This is a genomic window from Pseudomonas sp. 24 E 13, from assembly GCF_900004715.1.
GTDB classification, from domain to species: Bacteria; Pseudomonadota; Gammaproteobacteria; order Pseudomonadales; family Pseudomonadaceae; genus Aquipseudomonas; species Aquipseudomonas orientalis_A.
The window spans coordinates 1-22,972 of sequence record NZ_CVTO01000102.1 but is presented as its reverse complement, the minus strand read 5'-3'; the positions used below and the strand labels follow the sequence as shown (position 1 = coordinate 22,972).

Annotated in this window: 25 protein-coding genes; 15 read left to right on the top strand and 10 right to left on the bottom strand. The window is 59.9% G+C overall.

Going from position 1 to position 22,972, the window contains the following annotated elements; genetic code table 11:
* Positions 1-30 precede the first annotated feature (30 nt).
* From rplM to BFP90_RS08865, 8 genes are all read left to right on the top strand, one after another.
* On the top strand, positions 31-459 hold the full coding sequence (gene rplM / locus BFP90_RS08900; protein WP_003171742.1) for a 50S ribosomal protein L13: 429 nt from the start codon (positions 31-33) through the stop codon (positions 457-459).
* A 14-nt stretch (positions 460-473) separates the two neighbouring features.
* A complete protein-coding gene (gene rpsI / locus BFP90_RS08895) occupies positions 474-866 on the top strand; it encodes a 30S ribosomal protein S9 (protein ID WP_002555064.1) in 393 nt (130 codons plus the stop codon).
* A gap of 266 nt (positions 867-1,132) precedes the next feature.
* Positions 1,133-1,726 (top strand): ubiquinol-cytochrome c reductase iron-sulfur subunit, encoded by a 594-nt coding sequence (gene petA / locus BFP90_RS08890; RefSeq protein ID WP_065883673.1) that lies wholly within the window; start codon positions 1,133-1,135, stop codon positions 1,724-1,726.
* Positions 1,726-2,937: a cytochrome b gene (locus BFP90_RS08885; RefSeq protein WP_065896482.1), complete on the top strand. Its 1,212-nt coding sequence runs from the start codon at positions 1,726-1,728 to the stop codon at positions 2,935-2,937. Before petA ends, BFP90_RS08885 begins: the two co-directional genes overlap by 1 nt.
* Entirely contained in the window at positions 2,937-3,716 is a 780-nt protein-coding gene (locus BFP90_RS08880; RefSeq protein ID WP_065893633.1) for a cytochrome c1, read from the top strand. The genes BFP90_RS08885 and BFP90_RS08880 overlap by 1 nt, the downstream gene beginning before the upstream one ends.
* 145 nt (positions 3,717-3,861) lie before the next feature.
* Complete coding sequence (locus BFP90_RS08875; protein ID WP_065883677.1) at positions 3,862-4,479, top strand: glutathione S-transferase N-terminal domain-containing protein; 618 nt, start codon at positions 3,862-3,864, stop codon at positions 4,477-4,479.
* Between the two features lie 17 nt (positions 4,480-4,496).
* Positions 4,497-4,916, top strand: coding sequence for a ClpXP protease specificity-enhancing factor (locus BFP90_RS08870; RefSeq protein ID WP_065883679.1), 420 nt, complete (start codon positions 4,497-4,499; stop codon positions 4,914-4,916).
* A gap of 158 nt (positions 4,917-5,074) precedes the next feature.
* Entirely contained in the window at positions 5,075-5,824 is a 750-nt protein-coding gene (locus BFP90_RS08865; protein ID WP_065896481.1) for a FadR/GntR family transcriptional regulator, read from the top strand.
* A gap of 8 nt (positions 5,825-5,832) precedes the next feature.
* Here the strand turns inward: BFP90_RS08865 and BFP90_RS08860 are convergent, their stop codons facing one another.
* A complete protein-coding gene (locus BFP90_RS08860) occupies positions 5,833-6,036 on the bottom strand; it encodes a hypothetical protein (protein WP_065893630.1) in 204 nt (67 codons plus the stop codon).
* 444 nt (positions 6,037-6,480) lie between these two features.
* Here BFP90_RS08860 and kdgD point away from each other — a divergent pair, with 444 nt between their 5' ends.
* The 4 genes from kdgD to garD all read left to right on the top strand — a co-directional run bounded on the left by kdgD (position 6,481) and on the right by garD (position 11,998).
* Positions 6,481-7,392: a 5-dehydro-4-deoxyglucarate dehydratase gene (kdgD, locus tag BFP90_RS08855; RefSeq protein ID WP_065883685.1), complete on the top strand. Its 912-nt coding sequence runs from the start codon at positions 6,481-6,483 to the stop codon at positions 7,390-7,392.
* Positions 7,393-7,446: 54 nt separating this feature from the next.
* A complete protein-coding gene (locus BFP90_RS08850) occupies positions 7,447-8,892 on the top strand; it encodes an aldehyde dehydrogenase family protein (RefSeq protein WP_065896480.1) in 1,446 nt (481 codons plus the stop codon).
* A gap of 177 nt (positions 8,893-9,069) precedes the next feature.
* The gene (locus tag BFP90_RS08845; protein WP_065896479.1) at positions 9,070-10,434 is read left to right on the top strand and encodes an MFS transporter; all 1,365 of its coding nucleotides are present in this window, start codon (positions 9,070-9,072) and stop codon (positions 10,432-10,434) included.
* 10 nt (positions 10,435-10,444) lie between these two features.
* A complete protein-coding gene (garD, locus tag BFP90_RS08840) occupies positions 10,445-11,998 on the top strand; it encodes a galactarate dehydratase (RefSeq protein WP_065893628.1) in 1,554 nt (517 codons plus the stop codon).
* 14 nt (positions 11,999-12,012) lie between these two features.
* On the opposite strand, the gene BFP90_RS08835 is transcribed toward garD, so the two are convergent.
* The 3 genes from BFP90_RS08835 to BFP90_RS08825 form a co-directional block, all read right to left on the bottom strand.
* Positions 12,013-12,717, bottom strand: coding sequence for an HAD-IB family phosphatase (locus tag BFP90_RS08835; protein ID WP_065896478.1), 705 nt, complete (start codon positions 12,715-12,717; stop codon positions 12,013-12,015).
* Entirely contained in the window at positions 12,714-13,292 is a 579-nt protein-coding gene (locus tag BFP90_RS08830) for a hypothetical protein (protein WP_141688943.1), read from the bottom strand. Before BFP90_RS08830 ends, BFP90_RS08835 begins: the two co-directional genes overlap by 4 nt.
* A 313-nt stretch (positions 13,293-13,605) precedes the next feature.
* On the bottom strand, positions 13,606-14,205 hold the full coding sequence (locus BFP90_RS08825; RefSeq protein WP_065896476.1) for a GNAT family N-acetyltransferase: 600 nt from the start codon (positions 14,203-14,205) through the stop codon (positions 13,606-13,608).
* Positions 14,206-14,512: 307 nt separating this feature from the next.
* Here BFP90_RS08825 and BFP90_RS08820 point away from each other — a divergent pair, with 307 nt between their 5' ends.
* On the top strand, positions 14,513-15,454 hold the full coding sequence (locus BFP90_RS08820; RefSeq protein WP_065893624.1) for an AEC family transporter: 942 nt from the start codon (positions 14,513-14,515) through the stop codon (positions 15,452-15,454).
* Positions 15,455-15,457: 3 nt separating this feature from the next.
* Here the strand turns inward: BFP90_RS08820 and BFP90_RS08815 are convergent, their stop codons facing one another.
* The 6 genes from BFP90_RS08815 to gatC all read right to left on the bottom strand — a co-directional run bounded on the left by BFP90_RS08815 (position 15,458) and on the right by gatC (position 20,687).
* Complete coding sequence (locus tag BFP90_RS08815; protein ID WP_065896475.1) at positions 15,458-15,841, bottom strand: carboxymuconolactone decarboxylase family protein; 384 nt, start codon at positions 15,839-15,841, stop codon at positions 15,458-15,460.
* A complete protein-coding gene (locus BFP90_RS08810) occupies positions 15,838-16,917 on the bottom strand; it encodes a calcium/sodium antiporter (protein WP_065893622.1) in 1,080 nt (359 codons plus the stop codon). The genes BFP90_RS08815 and BFP90_RS08810 overlap by 4 nt, the downstream gene beginning before the upstream one ends.
* A gap of 26 nt (positions 16,918-16,943) precedes the next feature.
* Positions 16,944-17,315: a septal ring lytic transglycosylase RlpA family protein gene (locus tag BFP90_RS08805; protein WP_065896474.1), complete on the bottom strand. Its 372-nt coding sequence runs from the start codon at positions 17,313-17,315 to the stop codon at positions 16,944-16,946.
* Positions 17,316-17,475: 160 nt separating this feature from the next.
* Positions 17,476-18,921 carry an Asp-tRNA(Asn)/Glu-tRNA(Gln) amidotransferase subunit GatB gene (gatB, locus tag BFP90_RS08800; protein WP_065893620.1) on the bottom strand — a complete coding sequence of 482 codons (1,446 nt, stop codon included), beginning with the start codon at positions 18,919-18,921 and terminating at the stop codon, positions 17,476-17,478.
* 10 nt (positions 18,922-18,931) lie between these two features.
* On the bottom strand, positions 18,932-20,383 hold the full coding sequence (gene gatA / locus BFP90_RS08795; protein ID WP_065883708.1) for an Asp-tRNA(Asn)/Glu-tRNA(Gln) amidotransferase subunit GatA: 1,452 nt from the start codon (positions 20,381-20,383) through the stop codon (positions 18,932-18,934).
* Positions 20,384-20,399: 16 nt separating this feature from the next.
* Positions 20,400-20,687 (bottom strand): Asp-tRNA(Asn)/Glu-tRNA(Gln) amidotransferase subunit GatC, encoded by a 288-nt coding sequence (gene gatC / locus BFP90_RS08790; RefSeq protein WP_003188556.1) that lies wholly within the window; start codon positions 20,685-20,687, stop codon positions 20,400-20,402.
* Between the two features lie 210 nt (positions 20,688-20,897).
* Between gatC and mreB the strand changes: the two genes are divergently transcribed.
* The gene (gene mreB, locus BFP90_RS08785; RefSeq protein ID WP_002555108.1) at positions 20,898-21,935 is read left to right on the top strand and encodes a rod shape-determining protein MreB; all 1,038 of its coding nucleotides are present in this window, start codon (positions 20,898-20,900) and stop codon (positions 21,933-21,935) included.
* A gap of 187 nt (positions 21,936-22,122) precedes the next feature.
* Positions 22,123-22,972 (top strand): rod shape-determining protein MreC (gene mreC, locus BFP90_RS08780; RefSeq protein ID WP_256097461.1); only part of this gene is annotated, 850 nt, incomplete at its 3' end.

The following is a 22,972-nucleotide window of genomic DNA, read 5'->3' as shown; positions in this document are numbered from 1 at the left end:
TTACAGGGCGGCCCCTGAGGCTATTAAAGAATGACAACTTTTACTGCAAAACCGGAAACAGTTCAGCGCGACTGGTTTGTCGTCGACGCCGCTGGTCAGACCCTGGGTCGTCTGGCCACTGAAGTCGCCAGCCGTCTGCGTGGCAAGCACAAGCCTGAATACACCCCGCACGTTGATACCGGTGACTACATTGTCATCATCAACGCTGAGCAGGTACGTGTTACCGGCAACAAAGCGCAAGACAAAATGTACTACCGTCACTCCGGTTTCCCAGGCGGTATCAAGTCTTCCAACTTTGAAGGCCTGATCTCCAAGAAGCCTGAAGCCCCGATCGAAATCGCGGTCAAAGGCATGCTGCCTAAGGGCCCACTGGGTCGCGATATGTTTCGCAAGCTGAAAGTCTATGCGGGCGCTGTACACCCTCATGCTGCTCAGCAGCCCCAAGAACTGAAGTTTTAACGGAATAGTTCATTATGTCGGCGACTCAAAATTACGGCACTGGCCGTCGCAAAACCGCAACCGCACGCGTTTTCCTGCGTCCGGGCACTGGTAACATCTCGATCAACAACCGCTCCCTGGACAACTTCTTCGGCCGCGAAACTGCCCGCATGGTAGTTCGTCAGCCGCTGGAATTGACCGAGACCGTTGAAAAGTTCGACATCTACGTCACCGTTATCGGTGGCGGTGTAAGTGGTCAAGCTGGCGCAATCCGCCACGGTATCACTCGCGCTCTGATGCAGTACGACGAAACCCTGCGTGGCGCTCTGCGCAAAGCTGGCTTCGTAACTCGCGATGCTCGTGAAGTTGAACGTAAGAAAGTCGGTCTGCGTAAAGCGCGTAAGCGTCCGCAGTACTCGAAGCGTTAATTCGCTTTACGTTCCACAAAAACGCCCAGCCTCCTCACGGAGCTGGGCGTTTTTTATTGCCTGGGATTTATGCAGATTTTTCGCCGTGACAACTTGCCACATCCGTAGACCCCCTATACTACAAGGCCTGGGGGTGGAGCTCCGGGTAATTCCCTTGTCATACGTGGGGCTTTTCATTACCATCCGTCAAAATTTTTATAAGTAAAGATTCAACACTTAGTAGACGCCTGATTTAACAGGCCAAAAAGCTGATGGGAGAGGACTGAATGAGCAATGACGGCGTGAATGCAGGCCGGCGTCGCTTCCTCGTAGCAGCCACATCCGTGGTGGGTGCTGCAGGAGCGGTGGGGGCTGCGGTCCCGTTCGTGGGGTCATGGTTTCCCAGTGCCAAGGCGAAAGCCGCAGGTGCACCGGTGAAGGTGAATGTCAGCAAGATCGAGCCAGGGCAGCAGATGATTGCTGAATGGCGCGGCCAGCCGGTCTTCATTGTTCGTCGTACCGAGGAAATCCTGGGGAATCTCAAGAAGATTGAAGGCCAGTTGTCTGACCCCCAATCCGAGAAGTCCGACCAACCCGCCTACGCCAAGAACGAAGCACGTTCGATCAAGCCGGAGATCCTGCTGCTGGTGGGGCTGTGTACCCACCTGGGTTGCTCGCCTACGTTTCGCCCGGAAGTCGCGCCCGCTGACTTGGGCAAGGACTGGGTTGGCGGTTACTTCTGCCCCTGCCACGGTTCCCATTACGACCTCGCCGGCCGTGTCTACAAGTCCCAGCCTGCACCCTTGAACCTGCCGGTTCCTCCGCACACCTACGAAACTGACGACCTTATTGTCATTGGCCTCGATAAGGAGAACGCGTGATGAGCAAGTTCATGGATTGGGTGGATGCGCGCTTCCCCGCCACCAAAATGTGGGAAGACCATCTCAGCAAATATTACGCGCCGAAAAACTTCAACTTCTTCTACTTCTTCGGCTCCCTGGCACTGCTGGTGCTGGTCAACCAGATCGTCACCGGTGTCTGGCTGACGATGAGCTATACGCCTTCGGCGGAAGAGGCGTTTGCCTCTGTCGAGTACATCATGCGTGACGTCGAGTACGGCTCGATCCTGCGCCTGCTGCACTCTACCGGCGCATCGGCGTTCTTTATCGTCGTCTACCTGCACATGTTCCGTGGCCTGCTCTACGGTTCGTACCAGAAACCTCGCGAGCTGGTGTGGGTGTTCGGCATGCTGATCTACCTGGCGCTGATGGCCGAAGCCTTCATGGGTTACCTGCTGCCATGGGGCCAGATGTCGTACTGGGGCGCCCAGGTGATCATCTCGCTGTTCGGTGCCATCCCGGTGATCGGCAACGACCTGACCCAGTGGATTCGCGGCGACTACCTGATCTCGGGCATCACCCTGAACCGCTTCTTCGCCTTGCACGTGGTGGCCTTGCCGATCGTGATCCTGGGCCTGGTGGTATTGCACATCCTGGCGCTGCATGAAGTCGGCTCCAACAACCCGGATGGCGTGGATATCAAGAAGCACAAGGACGAGAACGGCATCCCGCTGGACGGCATTCCATTCCACCCGTACTACACCGTAAAAGACATTGTCGGCGTGGTCGTGTTCCTGTTCGTATTCTGTTCGATCGTATTCTTTTTCCCGGAGATGGGTGGTTATTTCCTGGAGAAGCCTAACTTTGAACAGGCTAACGCCTTCAAGACACCCGAGCATATTGCCCCGGTCTGGTACTTCACGCCGTTCTACGCCATCTTGCGTGCGATCCCCGACAAACTCCTGGGCGTTATCGCCATGGGCGCGGCGATTGCGGTGCTGTTCGTGCTGCCGTGGCTCGACCGCAGCCCGGTCAAGTCCATGCGCTACAAGGGCTGGCTGAGCAAGATCTGGCTGTGGGTGTTCTGCATTTCGTTCGTGATCCTGGGCGTGCTGGGCGTACTGGCGCCGACCCCCGAGCGCACGTTGCTGTCGCAGGTCTGCACCTTCCTGTACTTCGCCTACTTCATTCTGATGCCGTTCTACACCCGGCTCGAGAAGACCAAACCGGTTCCGGAAAGGGTGACTGGCTGATGAAAAAATTATTCGTTGCATTAGTGCTTGCGGCCCTGCCGCTCCTGTCTCTGGCCGCCGAGCATGGCGCGCAACTGGAAAAGGTCGACATCGACGTCTCCGATAAAGCCGCTCTGCAGGACGGTGCGCGCACGTTCGCCAACTACTGCATGGGCTGCCACAGCGCCAAGTTCCAGCGCTACGAGCGGGTGGCCGACGACCTGGGCATCCCCCATGAGTTGATGCTGGAAAAACTGGTGTTCACCGGGGCCAAGATCGGCGACCACATGAACATCGGCATGAAGCCGGCGGACGCCAAGGCCTGGTTCGGTGCAGCACCGCCGGACCTGACCCTGGTAGCGCGTGTGCGGGGCACCGACTGGCTCTACGGCTACCTCAAATCCTTCTACGAAGACCCGACCCGGCCCTGGGGCGTGAACAACAAAGTGTTCCCGAACGTCGGCATGCCCAACGTTCTGGTCGGCCTGCAGGGTCGCCAGGTGGTAGGATGCAAGCAGGTTCAGGTCGTTGAAGACGGCAAGAAGCAATATGATCCGTTGACCGGCACGCCGCTGACCCATGAAGCGTGCGATCAACTGACCATCGTGCCCAAGACCGGTACGCTGAACGAAGAGCAGTTCGACGAGAAGGTCAAGAACCTGGTGACCTTCCTGGCCTACTCGGCCAACCCGGTCAAACTGCAGCACCAGCGCATCGGTACGTACGTCTTGCTGTACCTGGCTTTCTTCTTCGTATTCGCCTATCTGCTCAAACGCGAGTACTGGAAGGATGTGCATTGATCCAACCGTAAGCAATTGCTGTTAATCTTGCGCGCCCAGCGGCATCTCTGAACGTAGCGCCGGTTTTACCGGACGTTACAGGGATGCTCTCTGGGCGCGCTCGTTTTTGAGCTTTCGATAATTTCAACAAGCGAGGAGGACCGCCATGGGCGTGACCAACCGGTTGGCCTGTTACTCCGACCCCGCCGACCACTATTCCCACCGAGTACGCATCGTGCTCGCAGAGAAGGGTGTCAGCGCCGAGATCATCAGTGTGGAGGCGGGCCGTCAGCCGCCGAAGCTGATCGAAGTGAACCCTTACGGCAGCTTGCCCACCCTGGTCGATCGTGACCTGGCGTTGTGGGAGTCAACCGTGGTGATGGAATATCTGGATGAGCGTTACCCGCATCCGCCTTTGCTGCCGGTTTACCCGGTGGCGCGTGCCAACAGCCGCCTGCTGATCCATCGGATCCAGCGTGACTGGTGCGGGCTGGTGGATGTGATTCTCGATACCCGCAGTAAAGAGGCCGCGCGCGTACAGGCGCGCAAGGAATTGCGCGAAAGCCTGACCGGCGTTTCGCCGCTGTTCGCCGATAAACCTTTTTTCCTCAGTGAGGAACAAAGTTTGGTCGATTGCTGCCTATTACCCATACTCTGGCGCTTGCCGGTTCTGGGCATTGAACTGCCACGGCCGGCCAAGCCGTTGCTTGATTACATGGAGCGCCAATTTGCGCGTGAGGCTTTCCAGGCGAGTCTGTCTGGTGTCGAACGCGATATGCGCTAAGGCTTAAGGAGCCGCTGATGAACTCCAGTCGACCCTACCTGGTCCGCGCGCTCTATGAGTGGATTGTGGACAATGATTGCACCCCGCACATGCTGGTCAACTCCGAATTTCCTGCGGTGCAGGTTCCGCAGGGTTTTGCCAGTGACGGACAGATTGTATTGAACGTATCGCCCAGTGCGGTGCGCCACCTGCACATGGACAACGAAGCGGTCAGTTTCGAAGGGCGTTTCGGCGGTGTGCCGCATACGCTGTTCGTGCCGATCGGCGCCATCCTCGGGATTTACGCCCGTGAGAACGGCCAGGGCATGGTGTTCGATTTGGAGTCGCCTTTCGAGGACGACGAAACGATCGAAGGGCAAGGCGGCGATGATGTGCCGCCGCCGGATAACGAGCCGCCGCGCCCTACTGGCCGGCCGAGCTTGAAAGTGGTGAAGTAAGCGGCTGCCGCCTCCGGGCGAGCCTGAAAAATGCCTCGGCGGTTGCCGGGGCTTTTTTTTGCCTGCCGCACAGGCATGAAAGTCGCGACAGGGACGGTGATCGTACAACCGCCATGGGCTATGATGCGTCTTCAGTTCACCGAGAAAGATGACTCATCATGGAAAACGCCAACCCCGTCCCACGTCTTCCCCGCAAGCGTCGCAGCCTTGCCCAGGAATTGGTCACGGTGTTGTCCGAACAGATCCGCGACGGCCAGCTCAAGCGTGGCGACAAGCTGCCTACCGAGTCGGCAATCATGGAGGCCCATGGCGTCAGCCGGACCGTGGTGCGCGAGGCGATTTCGCGCTTGCAGGCGGCGGGGCAGGTGGAGACGCGGCACGGTATCGGTACGTTCGTATTGGACACGCCGAGCCCGAGCGGTTTTCGCATCGACCCGGCCACCGTGGTGACGCTGCGCGATGTGTTGGCGATCCTCGAGTTGCGGATCAGCCTGGAAGTGGAGTCCGCAGGCCTGGCCGCCTTGCGCCGCAGCGAGGAACAACTGGCAGCCATGCGTGCCGCCCTCGACGCGCTGAATGAAAGTGCGGCCCATGCCGGTGATGCGGTAGCGTCAGACTTTGCATTCCACCTGGAAATTGCGCTGTCCACCGGCAACCGTTACTTCACCGACATCATGACCCACCTGGGCACCAGCATCATTCCGCGTACCCGCTTGAATTCGGCGCGCCTGGCCCATGATGACCAGCAGCATTACATGGGGCGCTTGAGTCGCGAGCATGAAGAGATTTATGAGGCCATCGCGCGTCAGGATTCGGACGCGGCGCGTGCGGCCATGCGCTTGCATTTGACCAATAGCCGAGAGAGGCTGCGCCATGCCCATGAAGAGGCGCAAGCGCAGCGCGGGTAGACGCTCGGTCAAGGATAGGGATTTTGCGACGGTTCGAGGTAGATGACAATTTCGCCAATCGTCTCGTCGTAGATTTTGCGTACGACTTTTTCCAGCGCAGGGTTACCCCCTATATCGTCGTAGTAGATCTCGTCACCAATGTTTGGCTCGTAATCAAGTGAGCGCTTTTTACTGCCTTTCTTGACGGTATTCGTTTTCCAGGTCTTGGACATGGTGTACCTCCAAAAATCGTGAGAGTTGGCATGCTTTCCGATATCGCAGTGCTTCTAGATGGCTCTGCACTGAGCTATTTGAAAGTAGGAGGTAACTTATGAGCGTAGCGAACAGCGCGCTACTGTCAGAATTGACAGTAGCGACAGACGGTTCAAGTCAGTTACTCCTCCCCTCAACGGTGTGTCTGGTCTGCGTGCAGTCCCTGGCAGATAAATACCCCGCCCTCACCAATCGTCCGTCTTCGGACAACGTATACCTCAGGACGTCATAGACCCCGTGGGGTTGTCTCCCGTCCCTGATCACCTGATTCAGCGCTGAGCTTGAGATGAGGCCTGATGAATTGCAGTTGACGAATCTTTTTATGGTTGTACGATGACGTACGACATCATTCAAACCAACAACAACGCTTTCCTCAGAAAGTCTTCGCCCAGGGTGTTCGAATAATGAATCCACAAGAACTGAAGTCCATCCTCTCCCACGGTCTGCTGTCTTTCCCGGTGACCGATTTCAATGCCCAGGGTGACTTTCACCAGGCGGGCTATATCAAGCGTCTGGAATGGCTGGCCCCGTACGGCGCCACTGCGCTGTTCGCCGCAGGCGGCACCGGTGAGTTTTTCTCCCTGGCCGCCAGCGAATATTCCCAGGTGGTGAAGACCGCTGTTGATACCTGCGCCACCAGCGTGCCGATTCTTGCCGGTGTCGGCGGCGCGACCCGCCAGGCCATCGAGTACGCTCAAGAGGCCGAACGCCTGGGTGCCAAAGGCTTGCTGCTGTTGCCGCACTACCTGACTGAAGCCAGCCAGGACGGCGTTGCCGCCCACGTTGAAGCGGTGTGCAAATCGGTCAAGATCGGCGTGGTGGTGTACAACCGCAATGTCTGCCGCCTGACCGCGCCGCTGCTGGAACGCCTGGCCGAGCGCTGCCCGAACCTGATCGGCTATAAGGATGGCCTGGGTGACATCGAGTTGATGGTGTCGATCCGCCGTCGTCTCGGCGATCGTTTCAGCTACCTCGGCGGCCTGCCGACTGCAGAGGTTTACGCCGCTGCCTACAAGGCCCTGGGCGTGCCGGTGTACTCCTCGGCGGTGTTCAACTTCATTCCCAAAACCGCAATGGATTTCTACCACGCGATTGCCAGGGATGATCACGCCACCGTTTCCAGAATCATTGACGATTTCTTCCTGCCTTACCTCGACATCCGTAACCGCAAGGCCGGTTATGCCGTGAGCATCGTCAAGGCCGGTGCGAAAATCGCCGGCTACGACGCAGGCCCGGTGCGCACGCCGCTGACCGATCTGCTGCCGGAAGAATACGAAGCCCTGGCCGCGCTGATCGACAAGCAAGGCGCGCAATAACTTATCAACAAGGCCGCTGAGCAATCAGCGGCCTTTTGCGTCAGGAGAAGATTCGTGTCCCAAGCCAAGCGTTTTGACAACTACATCAACGGTGAATGGGTAACCGGCGCCGACTATTGCACCAATATCAACCCGTCGGACCTGGCCGATGTGATCGGCGAATACGCCAAGGCTGACGTCGCCCAGGTCAACGCCGCTATCGACGCCGCCCGCGCCGCGTTTCCGGCGTGGTCCACCTCGGGTATCCAGGCGCGCCACGATGCGCTGGATAAAGTCGGCAGCGAAATCCTCGCCCGCCGCGAAGAGCTGGGCACGCTGCTGGCCCGGGAAGAGGGCAAGACCCTGCCCGAAGCCATCGGCGAGGTGACCCGCGCCGGTAACATCTTTAAATTCTTCGCCGGTGAATGCCTGCGCCTGTCGGGCGACTATGTGCCGTCGGTGCGCCCCGGCGTAAACGTTGAAGTCACCCGTGAAGCCCTCGGCGTGGTCGGCTTGATCACGCCGTGGAACTTCCCGATCGCCATCCCTGCCTGGAAAATCGCCCCGGCCCTGGCCTATGGCAACTGCGTGGTGATCAAGCCGGCCGAGCTGGTACCCGGTTGTGCCTGGGCCCTGGCCGACATCATTTCCCGCGCCGGTTTCCCGGCCGGTGTGTTCAACCTGGTGATGGGCAGCGGTCGCGTGGTGGGCGATGTGCTGGTCAACAGCCCGAAAGTCGATGGCATCAGCTTTACCGGTTCCGTCGGTGTGGGCCGTCAGATCGCCGTCAGTTGCGTAGCGCGCCAGGCCAAGGTGCAGTTGGAAATGGGTGGCAAGAACCCGCAGATCATTCTCGACGACGCCGACCTCAAGCAGGCCGTCGAGCTGTCGGTGCAGAGCGCGTTCTACTCGACCGGCCAGCGTTGCACCGCTTCCAGCCGCCTGATCGTCACCGCCGGGATCCATGACCAGTTCGTCGCGGCCATGGCCGAGCGCATGAAGTCGATCAAGGTCGGCCACGCGCTCCACAGCGGTACCGACATTGGCCCGGTGGTTTCCCAGGCTCAGTTGGACCAGGACATGAAGTACATCGACATCGGCCAGAGCGAAGGCGCGCGGCTGGTCAGCGGCGGCGGCCTGGTGACCTGCGACACCGAGGGCTACTACCTGGCGCCGACGCTGTTTGCCGACAGCGAAGCGGCCATGCGCATCAGCCGTGAAGAGATTTTCGGCCCAGTGGCCAACGTGGTGCGGGTGGCCGACTACGAGGCGGCGCTGGCCATGGCCAACGACACCGAGTTCGGTCTCTCGGCAGGTATCGCCACCACCTCGTTGAAACATGCCAACCACTTCAAGCGCCATTCCCAAGCCGGGATGGTCATGGTCAACCTGCCGACCGCCGGCGTGGACTATCACGTTCCGTTCGGTGGCCGTAAGGGTTCGTCCTACGGTTCGCGTGAGCAGGGCCGCTATGCGCAAGAGTTCTACACCGTGGTGAAAACCAGCTACATCGGGTCGTAACACCCGTTTCACTGTAGGAGCGAGCTTGCTCGCGAAAAACCCAAGGACACCGCGTGCACCCTGAATGCCTGCGTATTCGTTGACGTTTTTCGCGAGCAAGCTCGCTCCTACAAGAGCGGCACCCAGCAAGACATAACCATTACCCGCAAAAAAAATAATTAGTGGGAGTACTTCTACATGCAAGCGACCAAGCCGACTCACGTCCGCTATTTGATCCTGCTCATGCTGTTCCTGGTGACCACGATCAATTACGCCGACCGTGCAACTATCGCCATCGCCGGTTCCAGCCTGCAAAAAGACCTCGGCATCGACGCGGTCACCCTCGGCTACATCTTCTCTGCATTCGGTTGGGCCTACGTCGCCGGGCAAATCCCCGGCGGCTGGCTGCTCGACCGGTTCGGTTCGAAAAAAGTCTACGCCCTGAGCATCTTTACCTGGTCACTGTTCACCGTGCTGCAAGGCTACGTTGGTGAGTTCGGTGTCTCGACCGCCGTGGTTGCGCTGTTCATGCTGCGCTTTATGGTGGGCCTGGCCGAAGCGCCATCCTTCCCGGGCAACGCACGGATTGTGGCGGCCTGGTTCCCCACGGCCGAGCGCGGTACGGCGTCGGCGATCTTCAACTCGGCGCAGTACTTCGCTACCGTGTTGTTCGCACCGCTGATGGGCTGGATCGTTTATCGCTTCGGCTGGCAGCATGTGTTTATCGTGATGGGCGTGATTGGCATTGTGTTTTCGCTGATCTGGCTGAAAGTTATCCACAGCCCGCGCCAGCACCCGATGATCAACGAAGCGGAGCTCAATCACATTGCCGCCAATGGCGCCATGGTGGATATGGACCAGGACAAGGGCCAGGGCAAGAAAACCGATGGACCGAAGTGGGATTACATCCGCCAGTTGCTGACCAACCGCATGATGCTGGGCGTGTACCTGGGCCAATACTGCATCAACGGCATCACTTACTTCTTCCTGACCTGGTTCCCCGTGTACCTGGTGCAGGACCGTGGCATGACCATCCTCAAGGCCGGTTTCATTGCCTCGCTGCCGGCGATCTGCGGCTTTATCGGCGGCGTGCTGGGCGGGGTGATTTCCGATTATCTGCTGCGCAAGGGCCATTCCCTGACCTTCGCCCGCAAGGCGCCGATCATTGCCGGCCTGCTGGTGTCCAGCAGCATCATTGCGTGTAACTACGTCGATGTTGAATGGATGGTGGTGGGCTTCATGGCGCTGGCCTTCTTCGGCAAGGGCGTTGGCGCACTGGGCTGGGCGGTGGTGTCCGACACCTCGCCGAAACAAATCGCCGGCCTCAGTGGTGGCTTGTTCAATACCTTCGGTAACCTGGCCTCCATCACCACGCCCATTGTCATCGGCTACATCATCAGCACCACCGGCTCGTTCAAGTGGGCCCTGGTGTTCGTCGGCGCCAACGCGCTGGTGGCGGTGTTCAGCTATCTGGTGATCGTCGGCCCGATCAAGCGCGTGGTGCTCAAGGACCCGTCAAGCAAAGGCCCTGAGTTGACCCACCTTTCCCAAGCGCATTCCTGAGGTTCATGTGATGCAGTTGATTGAACATGCCGACTCGCCGCGCTCGATTCGCCTGCACGAGCGCGACAATGTGGTGATCGTGGTGAACGACCAGGGCGTGCCGGCCGGGACCGAGTTCCCGGACGGCCTGGTCACCGTGGACTTCATCCCTCAAAGCCACAAAGTGACCCTGGAAGATATCCCCGAAGGCGGCCGGATCATTCGCTACGGCCAGACGATCGGCTATGCCCTGGCGCCGATCCCGCGTGGCAGCTGGGTGCAGGAAGACCAGTTGCGCATGCCCACCGCGCCGCCGCTGGACAGCCTGCCGCTGTCTACCGAGGTGCCCGAACCCCAGGCGCCGCTGGAGGGGTTTACCTTCGAGGGGTATCGCAACGCCGACGGCACCGTGGGTACGCGCAATATCCTGGGCATTACCACCACCGTGCAGTGCGTGACCGGCGTGCTGGATCATGCCGTCCAGCGCATCAAGGATGAATTGCTGCCCAAGTACCCGCATGTCGATGATGTGGTGGCGCTGACGCACAGCTACGGCTGCGGCGTGGCGATTACGGCCACGGATGCCTACATTCCGATCCGTACCGTGCGCAACCTGGCGCGCAACCCGAACCTGGGCGGCGAAGCCCTGGTGATCAGCCTGGGCTGCGAGAAATTGCAGGCCGGGCAAGTGATGCACGACAACGACAGCTCCGTCGACCTGAGCGAGCCCTGGCTGTACCGGTTGCAGGATTCCAGCCACGGCTTTAGCGAAATGATCGAGCAGATCATGGCGCTGGCCGAGGTCCGCTTGAAAAAGCTCGACCAGCGCCGCCGCGAAACGGTGCCCGCCTCCGAGCTGATCCTGGGCATGCAGTGCGGCGGCAGTGATGCGTTTTCCGGCATCACCGCCAACCCGGCGCTGGGTTATGCATCCGACCTGTTGCTGCGGGCCGGGGCGACGGTGATGTTTTCCGAAGTGACGGAAGTGCGCGATGCCATCTACCTGCTGACTTCTCGCGCAGAGACGAAGGAAGTTGCCGAAGCGTTGGTGCGTGAAATGGACTGGTACGACCGTTACCTGGCCAAGGGCGAGGCGGATCGCAGCGCCAATACCACGCCGGGCAACAAGAAGGGCGGGCTGTCGAATATCGTCGAGAAGTCCCTGGGCTCCATCGTCAAGTCCGGCAGCAGCGCGATCAACGGCGTGCTCGGCCCAGGCGAGCGCTTCAAGACCAAGGGCCTGATTTTTTGCGCAACCCCGGCCAGTGACTTTGTGTGCGGCACCTTGCAACTGGCGGCGGGGATGAACCTGCATGTGTTCACCACGGGGCGGGGTACGCCGTATGGGTTGGCGATGGCGCCGGTGGTCAAGGTGTCGACGCGCACCGAGCTGGCCCAGCGCTGGCCGGACCTGATCGATATCGACGCCGGGCGCATCGCCACCGGACGCGCAAGCATCGAGGAGCTGGGTTGGGAGTTGTTTCACTTTTACCTGGATGTGGCCAGCGGCAGGAAGCAGACGTGGGCGCAGCGACACAAACTGCATAACGACATCACTTTGTTCAACCCCGCGCCAATCACCTAGGGCTATCGTTTCCGTCAGCAACGCTCGTTCATCAACGTCTGGATGTGCGCGTGAACCTGGATGGGCGCGTCAGCTCGAAGGATGTGCCCGGACATCTCGGGCATGGGCTGCCTGGTGTAATAGTCGGCGCAAACGAAACCGTCGACCCAACCATCGGCATACACCTGATAGTCGGATCTGGCGTCTCCGACTATCAGGGCTCGACCCGTCAGCCGGCCTTCCTTGCGCCATCGCTGCACGATGCTACTTTTCCCTCTGCCGGGGTTTATCAACGGTGATGGCCTGGGGCACATTGCGCGCGAACCGGCCCAGAAAAGACGGTTGGCGATGACATTATGGGCTTGGATGTTCAGTGATCGAGCAATTGGGGTAATGCACTCCGTGTACCCTCCGGAGAGGATGTACACGTGCGTGCCCTCGCGTTGCAGGTTGTGCACTGTCTGCTCCAGGGACGGGTCAAGGCTGCCAATGATGGTGTCGACATAGCGTTGAATATGATGCCTGCGGATATACGGGATCATTTTCATCACACATAGCATTTCCCAGAAGCTGGCCTTGCCCGTCAACGCCTTGGGCGTGATCAGTTGCAGTTGCTCCAGCATTGGCTGGGCGTTCGGGCTTTCGCCAATGGCTGACTTGACGATCTCCAGGGTGCTTTCGTGGTTCACCAGGGTCTGGTCGAAGTCGAAAATGACATGGGTGTCGCGGCTCGTTGTCATGGGTGTGCCTGCGCATCTGTGCGACGGTAGTGGTGTTTGTCTTCTCGGGTCCACTGGGTTGCTGCGATGCCCAGGTGCGCGGCGATACGTGCTTGTATCAAGTCCGAAAATGCCTGGCCGCTTTGGTGTTCATTGCGCTCCAGCGGTTCCAGATAGGTCATTTCGACGGTCATCCAGGGCATAGCCAGCAGGTGCAGAAAGCACGCCAGACCTGACGCATGAAGCGGGCTCGCCACCAGGCCAAAGGGCAGGATCAAGCGTCCCGCAAGTGGCACCACAGGCAACCCGCGGCTCAGCAGCCCGGGGCGGAAACGATACAAGCCACGGCCATTGTTGATGGTTGCTTCGGGATTGGTGTAAAGGGCGGTGCCTTGGGGGGCGTCTCGCAGACTACGCAGGTTACGTGAGAACGTCTTTTTATCCGCACCGTTCCAGACGCGGCCACCCGCGCACTTGATCAAAAGGAATGCCGTGAGGCTGATAACCCTGTTGTAGCCGCTCGAGGCCACAAGTGTTGCGCCAGGCATCGCCAGTATGGCGAACGGATCAATAACGCTTACGTGATTGGCGGCCACCACACAACCGTCGGTCAGTGTTGCGATTTGTCGCGGTGAAAGTGCGCACCTGACCCTCAGGCCCATTATCCAGAGAATACCTCGGTATATAACGCGCCTGACGGCAAGTGGAAATGGCCAGGCTAACAGGCTTAGTACAACTATCAAGAACATGCGAAGGACGGCCAGCATGTAGCCGAAGGGCATATAAAGTTGCCTGGGGAAACTAGGATAAGCCCAGGTTTCTCGACTACAGAGGTCCGCTACGGATTGCAAAGGGCAAGCGGGAACCGGTTGTGTTTTCAAGGGAGCGAATACTCAATGGTGATTTTCGTCAAGCGGACTGGGTGTGTTCAGGCTTTTTCATGCGGCGCGAGAACCGTGTGATTCGCTCGACATTAGCCAGCCTTATTTCCTGGAACCGCTCACGTGTAAGATCAATTTTTATGTGAGGACCATAGGCGGTATCGATGACTTCTCCCGCCACTGCGGGCATATGCAAAAATGCTCTGTTCATTTCCAGCGCACGGTGATGATGGATATTGGTAAGCGTGTAGACCTGCTCAAATTCCAGGCATTGGAAACCGTATTCGAGCGCCAGATGAATCGCAATAAAGGGGTAGGGCGTGCCCCAGTATTTCCTGAGGAAACGGTTGCCGAAGTTGATGCCATATTCTTTTTTTGCGAATCCTGCATAACCGATAAATGATCCTTCCACGCCCAGGCTTACAGCCCAGCGTGACCAGTCCTGATCGATAAGTTCTTTTGTGAATACCGAAATTTCATTGGCGGCGGCGTCTCTGCCCCGTGTAGTGCCGGCCGAAATGAACTTCATTGCCTCCGGATCAGCGAGCAGGTCGGCATAGCCTTCAATGTCCTGATCGTCCCAGCTCCTGATATGCACATTGTGCAATTGACTGAAGGATCTACGCATAGTCACCCCTTGTGTTTCGAACACATGATGGTTCGCTACCGGATAATTAAAATGTTACAGGGAGGATTTTCAGGGGAGATGTCGATAATGCAGAGGCGCGGATTCTTATCAGCGTGTAGGAGCGTGTGTAGCGTTTTGTGGGATGGGCTGAGCTTAGCCAAGAACTCTGAGTTACATCCTACAAATGGATGCAGTTCTCCGATCCTGGATTTTATTCGCAGGCCTATTGTTAAATGAAATGTCAGCCGCGCACCCCAGTGCTTTATTATTACGACTCCCTGATAACAGGACTCAAGGCTAATACAGCATGCTCGCCATTTTTCTTACGACGCTCACCATCACCGCGCCGGTGTTCGCCATGCTGTTCCTCGGGGTGCTGCTCAAGCGTATCAACTGGATCAACGACAACTTTATCCATACCGCCTCATCCCTGGTGTTCAATGTCACCATGCCGGCGCTGCTGTTCCTGGGCATCCTGCATGCCGACCTGCATTCGGCGCTCAAGCCGGGGTTGCTGATTTACTTTGCCGTGGCTACGCTGGTGAGCTTTGCCATGGCGTGGGGCTGGGCGATTTTTCGCTGCAGGCGCGAAGACCGGGGCATCTACACCCAGGGCGCGTTTCGCGGCAATAACGGCGTGATCGGCCTGGCGCTGGCTGCCAGCATGTACGGCGACTACGGGATTTCCCTCGGTGCGATTCTCGCCGCACTGGTGATCCTGTTCTACAACACCCTGTCAACCATTGTGCTGGCGGTATACAGCCCGGTGATCAAGTCCGACCCGTGGAGTATCTTCAAGAGTGTGGCGGCCAACCCGCTGATCATCAGCGTGATCGTTGCCGCGCCGTTTGCGTACTTCCAGATCGGCCTGCCCGGCTGGCTGGAAAAGTCCCTGGGCTATCTTGCGGACACGACACTGCCCCTGGCGCTGATCTGCATCGGCGGCACCTTGTCCCTGGCGGCGCTGCGCAAGAGCGGCAACATGGCCTTGAGCGCGAGCCTGATGAAGATGATCTGGTTGCCGGTGATCGCCACACTGGGCGCGTGGCTGCTGGGGTTCCGTGGGCCGGAATTGGGGATTCTGTTTCTGTACTTCGGCGCGCCAACGGCGGCGGCGAGCTTCGTGATGGCCCGGGCGGCCGAGGGGAATCATGAGCTGGCAGCGGCGATTATCGTGATCACCACCCTGATGGCGGCGGTGACCACGAACATCGGCATCTTTGTATTGCAGGCGGGCGGCTGGATCTGACCGTTACGGCTGGTCCGCCTGATACGCCTCAATCACTTCCTGCGCCGCGCGAAACGCATCGATGGCCGCCGGTACGCCGGCATACACCGCGCAATGCAGCAGCGCTTCGCGGATCTCTTCAACCGTACAGCCGTTGTTCAACGCGCCGCGCACATGGCCCTTAAGCTCCTGCGGGCATTTGAGCGCGGTCAGGGCGGCGAGGGTGATCAGGCTGCGCGTCTTGAGCGGCAAGCCCTCGCGATTCCACACACTGCCCCAGGCGTGTTCATTGACGAAGTCCTGCAGCGGCTGGCTGAACTCGGTGGCATTGCCCAGGGCACGGTCGACGAATGCGTCGCCCATCACCTGGCGACGCATTTCAACCCCTGGTTTTTTCTGACCGGTCATTGCGATTCCCTCTTGTGTTGACGGTGCCAGGCGCGCAGCGACGTGAACAACAGCACCACCACCAGCGCCGGCAAGACGTAAAACAGCATCAATTGTTCAAGTTGGGTGGCCAGCGGCATGCCGGTAGTAAATGCCATCACATGCAGCCCATACGCAAGGTACAGTCCCAGCAACACCAGCCCTTCGGCGCGGGTGACGCGGTAGCCGGTATAGAACACCGGCAGGCACAGGGTGATGGCGCCGAGCATGACCGGCAGGTCGAAGTCCAGAGCGTTGGGCGAGACCGACAGCGGCGACGGTGCCACCAGCGCGGTAAAACCCAGCACGCCCAGCAGGTTGAACAGGTTGCTGCCGATCACATTGCCCACGGCAATCTCACGCTCGCCACGCAAGGCAGCGATCAGCGACGTGGCCAGGCAGGGCAGCGAGGTGCCGACGCCGATCAACGTCAGGCCGATAATGCGCTCCGACAAGCCCAGGTCGCTCGCCACCGCCACGGCCGCGCCCAGCAGCAAATGCCCGGCCAGCACCAGCACCAGCAACCCGCCAAGCATCAACAGCACGCTGCTCAGCCAGGGTGCTTTGGTCACGGTGGCCAGCGTTCGCGGACGCCGCGAGTGACGCGTCTGGTAGTGCAGCACGCCGAGGTAGGCCACCAGCGCAACCAGCAGCACCAGGCCGTCAAACGGTGTCAGGGCCTCATTGGCGGCGAGGATGAACACCAGCAGGCCGGCGACGATCATCACCGGGATATCCAGGCGCACCAGTTGTCGTGAGACCCGTAACGGAATGATCAACGCAGACAAACCCAGGGTGACGAGGATATTGAAGATGCTGCTGCCGATCACACTGCCCACGGCGATATCGGTGTTGCCGGCCAGGGTGGCTTGCAGGCTGACGGCCATCTGTGGCGCGCTGCTGCCGAAGGCGACGATGCTCAGGCCGATGATCAAGGGCCGCACCTTGAGGCTGGCCGCCAGGCGCACCGCAGCGCGCACCAGGATTTCAGCGCCGACGATCAGCAGCAGCAAGCCGCTGACCAGTTCGAGCAGGCTCCAGGGCGAGAGGGCGTTCAATCCGAAAATACTCAAGGCGGCCTCGATCAGTTGTTCAGGGCTTGCACGCGCACCCGTGCGGTGCCGCTGCCCAGCATACGCAGTTGCTCGGCGGCCTTGCGTGAAAGGTCGATCAGGCGCCCGCGGCCATGCGGACCGCGATCATTGATACGGACCACCACAGAGCGGTTGTTGGCGAGATTGGTCACCTTGACCTGAGTGCCGAAGGGCAGGCGCCGATGGGCGGCGGTCATGGCGTTCTGGTTGAAGGCTTCACCGCTGGCAGTGCGTTTGCCGTGGTGCTTGGCGCCATAGTAGGAGGCGGTGCCGGTTTCGTCATAACCATTGGGGTCGATGAGGCCGTTGGCGCAACCGGTCAGCAGGGAAGACAGGGCCAGCAGGCCGAGTAGACGCTTCATTTTTTTGGATATCCCCCTGACAAATGTGGGAGGGGGCTTGCCCCCGATAGCGGTGCAGCAGTCAATACATGTGCCGACTGACACACCCTCATCGGGGGCAAGCCCCCTCCCACATGGGTCCGAGTCGAGCATCAAACCCCACTCGGACCGTTCTGCGCTATCAGCCTTCGAGCTTGCTTTTGAGCAGTTCGTTGACTTGTTGCGGGTTGGCCTTGCCCTTGGACGCTTTCATCGCCTGGCCGACAAAGAAGCCGAACATCTTGCCGCGCTTGGCTTCGTCCGCCGCACGGTATTGTTCGACCTGCTCGGCGTTCGCCGCGAGCATTTCATCGAGCACCGCCGAAATCGCGCCGCTGTCGGTGACTTGCTTGAGGCCACGCTTGTCGATGATGTCATCGGCGCTGCCTTCACCGGCGGCCATCGCTTCGAACACAGTCTTGGCGATCTTGCCGGAGATGGTGTTGTCCTTGATGCGCAGCAGCATGCCGCCCAGTTGCTCGGCGCTGACCGGCGCTTCGTCGATTTCCAGGCCCTGTTTGTTCAACAGGCTGCCCAGCTCGACCATGACCCAGTTGGCCGCCAGCTTGGCGTCGCCGGCGATGCTCACGACCTTCTCGAAGTAGTTGGCCTGTTCACGGCTGGAGGCCAGGACGCTGGCATCGTAGACCGACAGGCCGAACTGCGCCTGGAAGCGTTCGCGTTTTTGCTGCGGCAACTCCGGCAGGGTGGCGCGGATATCGTTGAGGAACGAATCTTCCAGCACCACCGGCAACAGGTCCGGGTCGGGGAAGTAACGGTAGTCGTTGGCTTCCTCCTTGCTGCGCATGGCGCGGGTTTCGTCTTTGTTCGGATCGTACAGGCGCGTTTGCTGGATGACCTTGCCGCCGTCCTCGATCAGCTCGATCTGGCGACGCACTTCACTGTTGATCGCCTTCTCGATGAAGCGGAACGAGTTGACGTTCTTGATCTCGCAGCGGGTGCCGTATTCGGCCTGGCCCTTGGGACGGATCGACACGTTGCAGTCGCAGCGCAGCGAGCCTTCGGCCATGTTGCCGTCGCAGATGCCCAGGTAGCGCACCAGCGCGTGGATCGTCTTGACGTAGGCCACGGCTTCCTTGGCGCTGCGCATGTCCGGCTCGGAGACGATTTCCAGCAGCGGCGTGCCGGCGCGGTTCAGGTCGATACCGGTGGCGCCGGGAAACTCTTCATGCAGGCTCTTGCCGGCGTCTTCTTCAAGGTGCGCACGGGTGACGCCGACACGCTTGATGGTGCCGTCTTCCAGGGGTATGTCCAGGTGGCCCTTGCCGACGATCGGCAGCTCCATCTGGCTGATCTGGTAGCCCTTGGGCAGGTCCGGGTAGAAGTAGTTCTTGCGCGCGAACACGTTGTGCTGGCCGATCTGGGCGTCAATCGCCAGGCCGAACATCACCGCCATGCGCACCGCTTCCTGGTTCAGCACCGGCAGCACGCCGGGCATGCCCAGGTCCACCAGGCTCGCCTGGGTGTTGGGCTCGGAGCCGAACGTGGTGGCGCTGCCGGAGAAAATCTTCGATTGGGTGGCGAGCTGGGTATGAATCTCCAGCCCGATCACAACTTCCCATTGCATAGTGTTCTCCTCAGAAGCCGGTAGGGGTGCGGGTGTGCCAGTCGGTGTGCAACTGGTACTGGTGCGCCACATTGAGCAGGCGGCCTTCCTGGAAATACGGGGCGAGCAATTGCACGCCGACCGGCAGGCCATCGACGAAACCGGCGGGCATGGACAAGCCCGGCAGGCCCGCGAGGTTGGCGGTGATGGTGTAGAGGTCTTCCAGGTACTCGGCAATCGGGTCGCCGGTCTTGGCGCCGATCTTCCAGGCCGGGTTCGGCGTGGTCGGGCCGAGGATCACGTCGACTTCTTCAAAGGCCGCCATGAAGTCATTCTTGATCAGGCGACGGATCTTCTGCGCCTTGAGGTAGTACGCGTCGTAGTAGCCGGCGGACAGGGCATAGGCACCGACCATGATCCGGCGCTGGACTTCACTGCCGAAGCCTTCGCCACGGGAGCGTTTGTACAGATCGGTCAGGTCCTTGGGGTTTTCGCAGCGATAGCCGAAGCGCACACCGTCGAAACGCGACAGGTTGGAGGACGCTTCCGCTGGTGCGATCACGTAATAGGCAGGAATCGCGTGCTGGTTGTTCGGCAGGCTGATTTCCTTGATCACCGCGCCGAGCTTTTCCAGCTCTTTGATGCTGTTGTGCACAAGGTCGGCGATACGCGGGTCGAGACCGGCGCTGAAATACTCTTTTGGCACGCCGATGCGCAGGCCCTTGATCGACTCGTTCAGGCCGGCGCTGTAGTCCGGTACCGGCTCATCGATGCTGGTGGAGTCCTGTTTATCGAAGCCTGCCATGCCTTGTAACAAAATTGCGCAGTCTTCAGCGGTACGCGCCAGCGGGCCACCCTGATCGAGGCTCGAGGCGTAGGCGATCATGCCCCAGCGGGAAACGCGACCGTAGGTCGGCTTCAGGCCGGTGAGGTTGGTGAAGGCGGCCGGCTGGCGGATCGAACCACCGGTGTCGGTTGCCGTCGCGGCGGGCAGGAAGCGTGCGGCCACGGCCGCAGCCGAGCCACCGGAGGAACCACCGGGTACGTGATCCAGGTTCCACGGGTTTTTCACTGCGCCGTAGTAGCTCGACTCGTTGGCCGACCCCATGGCGAACTCGTCCATGTTGGTCTTGCCCAGGGTCACGGCTCCGGCGGCGGCCAGCTTGGCGACCACGGTCGCGTCGTAGGGCGCCTTGAAGTTGTCGAGCATCTTCGAGCCGCAGCTGGTGCGAATACCCTGGGTGCAGAACAGGTCCTTGTGGGCGATCGGGGCGCCCAGCAGTGCGCCGTCTTCACCGTTGGCGCGCCGCTCGTCGGCGGCCTTGGCCTGGCTCAGGGCCAGCTCCTGGGTGAGGCTGATGAAGCTGTTGACCTTGGGATCGTGCTCGGCGATACGCGCCAGCAGGGTCTTGGTCAGCTCTTCGGAAGAAAACGTTTTGTCGGCGAGACCGCGGGCGATCTCGGCCAGAGTCATGTGATGCATGAAAGGCTCTTTCCCTTTAGTCGATGACTTTCGGAACCAGGTACAGGCCGTTTTCGACCGCTGGCGCGATGGACTGGTAGGCCTCGCGGTTATTGCGCTCGGTCACGACGTCTGCGCGCAGGCGCTGACTGGCTTCCAGCGGGTGAGCCAGGGGCTCGATGCCGTCGGTATTGACGGCCTGCATTTGGTCAACCAGCCCGAGAATGCTGTTCAGGGCTGCGGTGGTCTGTGGAAGATCGGCGTCATTGAGGCCAAGCGAGGCCAGATGCGCGATTTTTTCCACGTCGGAGCGTTCAAGCGCCATGGGATTCTCCAGTGGAAAACAGAACGGAAGGCGTCCGTGTGTTAGATTGTCGGAACACTACCGCATTTCTACGGTCATATGGCCGCGATTGTGGGGGTTGGTGCACAGAAAGTCGGCCAATTTAGCACATTGGCGCCTTGCCCAAAATCCCTGTCGTTGTTAGAGTTTGCCGCACTTTTTTACCCACGCGTTGCCTAGGGTCCCTTTCCCATGTTCAAGAAACTGCGTGGCATGTTTTCCAGCGATCTTTCCATTGACCTGGGCACTGCCAACACCCTTATTTACGTGCGCGAGCGCGGTATCGTTCTGAATGAGCCATCGGTTGTGGCCATTCGGACCCATGGTAATCAGAAAAGTGTCGTTGCCGTTGGCACCGAGGCCAAGCGCATGCTCGGCCGTACACCAGGCAATATTGCTGCCATTCGTCCGATGAAAGACGGCGTGATCGCCGACTTCAGCGTCTGCGAGAAGATGCTGCAGTACTTCATCAACAAGGTTCACGAAAACAGTTTCCTGCAGCCCAGCCCTCGTGTGCTGATCTGCGTTCCGTGCAAATCCACCCAGGTGGAGCGTCGCGCCATCCGTGAATCGGCCCTTGGCGCCGGTGCCCGCGAAGTATTCCTGATCGAAGAGCCGATGGCCGCCGCAATCGGCGCCGGCCTGCCGGTTGAAGAAGCGCGCGGTTCGATGGTGGTGGATATCGGTGGCGGTACCACCGAGATCGCCCTGATTTCCCTGAACGGTGTGGTGTATGCCGAATCCGTACGCGTTGGCGGCGACCGCTTCGACGAAGCGATCATCACCTATGTGCGTCGTAACTACGGCAGCCTGATCGGCGAATCCACCGCCGAGCGCATCAAGCAGGAAATCGGTACTGCCTACCCGGGCGGCGAAGTTCGCGAAGTCGATGTTCGCGGTCGCAACCTGGCCGAAGGTGTGCCACGTGCGTTCACCCTGAACTCCAATGAAGTGCTGGAAGCGCTGCAAGAGTCCCTGGCCACCATCGTCCAGGCGGTGAAGAGCGCCCTGGAGCAGTCGCCGCCGGAACTGGCTTCCGATATCGCCGAGCGTGGCCTGGTACTGACCGGTGGTGGCGCCTTGTTGCGTGACCTCGACAAGTTGCTGGCCCAGGAAACCGGCCTGCCGGTGATCGTCGCCGAAGACCCGCTGACCTGCGTTGCCCGTGGCGGTGGTCGTGCACTGGAAATGATGGATAAACACACCATGGACCTGCTCTCCAGCGAATAAGATCGCCTGGACGGTTCATGCTGGGTCGGCAGGCAGCACTTTGCAGTGCTGCCTGTTGGCGTTTATCTTCTTCAATCTGCATCCAGGCTGGTTTGATGCCGTATGAATAAAGAGAACATTTGCCTGGGAGGAGCGGCCTATTAAACCGCTCTTTGCCAAAGGCCCCTCATTGGGCGTGCGCTTGTTGGTGCTGACCGTGCTTTCGGTCGCGCTGATGGTGGTCGATGCGCGCTTTTCGCTGCTCAAGCCTGTGCGTAGTCAGATGTCGCTGGTATTGATGCAGACTTACTGGATCACCGACCTGCCGCAACGTCTCTACCAGGGCGTGGCCAGCCAATTCGGCAGCCGCACCGAACTGGTCGCCGAGAACGAAAAACTCAAGACCGAAAACCTGCTGTTGCAGGGCCGCATGCAAAAGCTTGCCGCCCTCACCGAGCAGAACGTTCGGCTGCGCGAGTTGCTCAATTCCTCCGCGCTGGTCAACGAAAAGGTCGAAGTGGCCGAGTTGATCGGCATGGACCCCAATCCCTTCACCCATCGCATCATCATCAACAAGGGCGAGCGTGACGGCGTGGTGCTCGGCCAACCGGTGCTCGATGCCCGTGGCCTGATGGGCCAGGTGGTCGAGTTGATGCCCTACACATCGCGCGTCCTGCTGCTGACGGACACCACCCACAGCATCCCCGTGCAGGTCAATCGCAACGGCTTGCGCGCCATTGCCAGCGGCACCGGGAACCCGGAACGCCTTGAACTGCGGCACGTAGCCGATACCGCTGATATCAAGGAGGGTGACCTGCTGGTCAGCTCCGGCCTCGGCCAGCGCTTCCCGGCCGGCTACCCAGTGGCCACGGTCAAGGAGGTCATCCATGATTCCGGCCAGCCGTTTGCCATTGTGCGTGCCGTCCCGACTGCCGCGTTGAACCGCAGCCGCTACCTGCTGCTGGTGTTCAGCGACAACCGCACGCCGGAAGAGCGCGCCAATGACGCGGCGCAGGCTCAGGAGGCGGAAGACAAGCAGAACGGCACCGCCCCCGTGA

What these genes read in the sequence shown, in the direction of transcription:
- gatC (WP_003188556.1), bottom strand. Translation starts at nt 20,687, where the DNA reads ATGGCGCTTGAACGCTCCGACGTGGAAAAAATCGCGCATCTGGCCTCG.
- gatA (WP_065883708.1), bottom strand. Translation starts at nt 20,383, where the DNA reads ATGCATCACATGACTCTGGCCGAGATCGCCCGCGGTCTCGCCGACAAA.
- BFP90_RS08845 (WP_065896479.1), top strand. Translation starts at nt 9,070, where the DNA reads ATGCAAGCGACCAAGCCGACTCACGTCCGCTATTTGATCCTGCTCATG.
- garD (WP_065893628.1), top strand. Translation starts at nt 10,445, where the DNA reads ATGCAGTTGATTGAACATGCCGACTCGCCGCGCTCGATTCGCCTGCAC.
- BFP90_RS08870 (WP_065883679.1), top strand. Translation starts at nt 4,497, where the DNA reads ATGAACTCCAGTCGACCCTACCTGGTCCGCGCGCTCTATGAGTGGATT.
- rpsI (WP_002555064.1), top strand. Translation starts at nt 474, where the DNA reads ATGTCGGCGACTCAAAATTACGGCACTGGCCGTCGCAAAACCGCAACC.
- BFP90_RS08885 (WP_065896482.1), top strand. Translation starts at nt 1,726, where the DNA reads ATGAGCAAGTTCATGGATTGGGTGGATGCGCGCTTCCCCGCCACCAAA.
- BFP90_RS08835 (WP_065896478.1), bottom strand. Translation starts at nt 12,717, where the DNA reads ATGACAACGAGCCGCGACACCCATGTCATTTTCGACTTCGACCAGACC.
- BFP90_RS08880 (WP_065893633.1), top strand. Translation starts at nt 2,937, where the DNA reads ATGAAAAAATTATTCGTTGCATTAGTGCTTGCGGCCCTGCCGCTCCTG.
- BFP90_RS08825 (WP_065896476.1), bottom strand. Translation starts at nt 14,205, where the DNA reads ATGCGTAGATCCTTCAGTCAATTGCACAATGTGCATATCAGGAGCTGG.
- kdgD (WP_065883685.1), top strand. Translation starts at nt 6,481, where the DNA reads ATGAATCCACAAGAACTGAAGTCCATCCTCTCCCACGGTCTGCTGTCT.
- BFP90_RS08815 (WP_065896475.1), bottom strand. Translation starts at nt 15,841, where the DNA reads ATGACCGGTCAGAAAAAACCAGGGGTTGAAATGCGTCGCCAGGTGATG.
- BFP90_RS08875 (WP_065883677.1), top strand. Translation starts at nt 3,862, where the DNA reads ATGGGCGTGACCAACCGGTTGGCCTGTTACTCCGACCCCGCCGACCAC.
- BFP90_RS08805 (WP_065896474.1), bottom strand. Translation starts at nt 17,315, where the DNA reads ATGAAGCGTCTACTCGGCCTGCTGGCCCTGTCTTCCCTGCTGACCGGT.
- gatB (WP_065893620.1), bottom strand. Translation starts at nt 18,921, where the DNA reads ATGCAATGGGAAGTTGTGATCGGGCTGGAGATTCATACCCAGCTCGCC.
- petA (WP_065883673.1), top strand. Translation starts at nt 1,133, where the DNA reads ATGAGCAATGACGGCGTGAATGCAGGCCGGCGTCGCTTCCTCGTAGCA.
- BFP90_RS08820 (WP_065893624.1), top strand. Translation starts at nt 14,513, where the DNA reads ATGCTCGCCATTTTTCTTACGACGCTCACCATCACCGCGCCGGTGTTC.
- BFP90_RS08865 (WP_065896481.1), top strand. Translation starts at nt 5,075, where the DNA reads ATGGAAAACGCCAACCCCGTCCCACGTCTTCCCCGCAAGCGTCGCAGC.
- BFP90_RS08860 (WP_065893630.1), bottom strand. Translation starts at nt 6,036, where the DNA reads ATGTCCAAGACCTGGAAAACGAATACCGTCAAGAAAGGCAGTAAAAAG.
- mreB (WP_002555108.1), top strand. Translation starts at nt 20,898, where the DNA reads ATGTTCAAGAAACTGCGTGGCATGTTTTCCAGCGATCTTTCCATTGAC.
- rplM (WP_003171742.1), top strand. Translation starts at nt 31, where the DNA reads ATGACAACTTTTACTGCAAAACCGGAAACAGTTCAGCGCGACTGGTTT.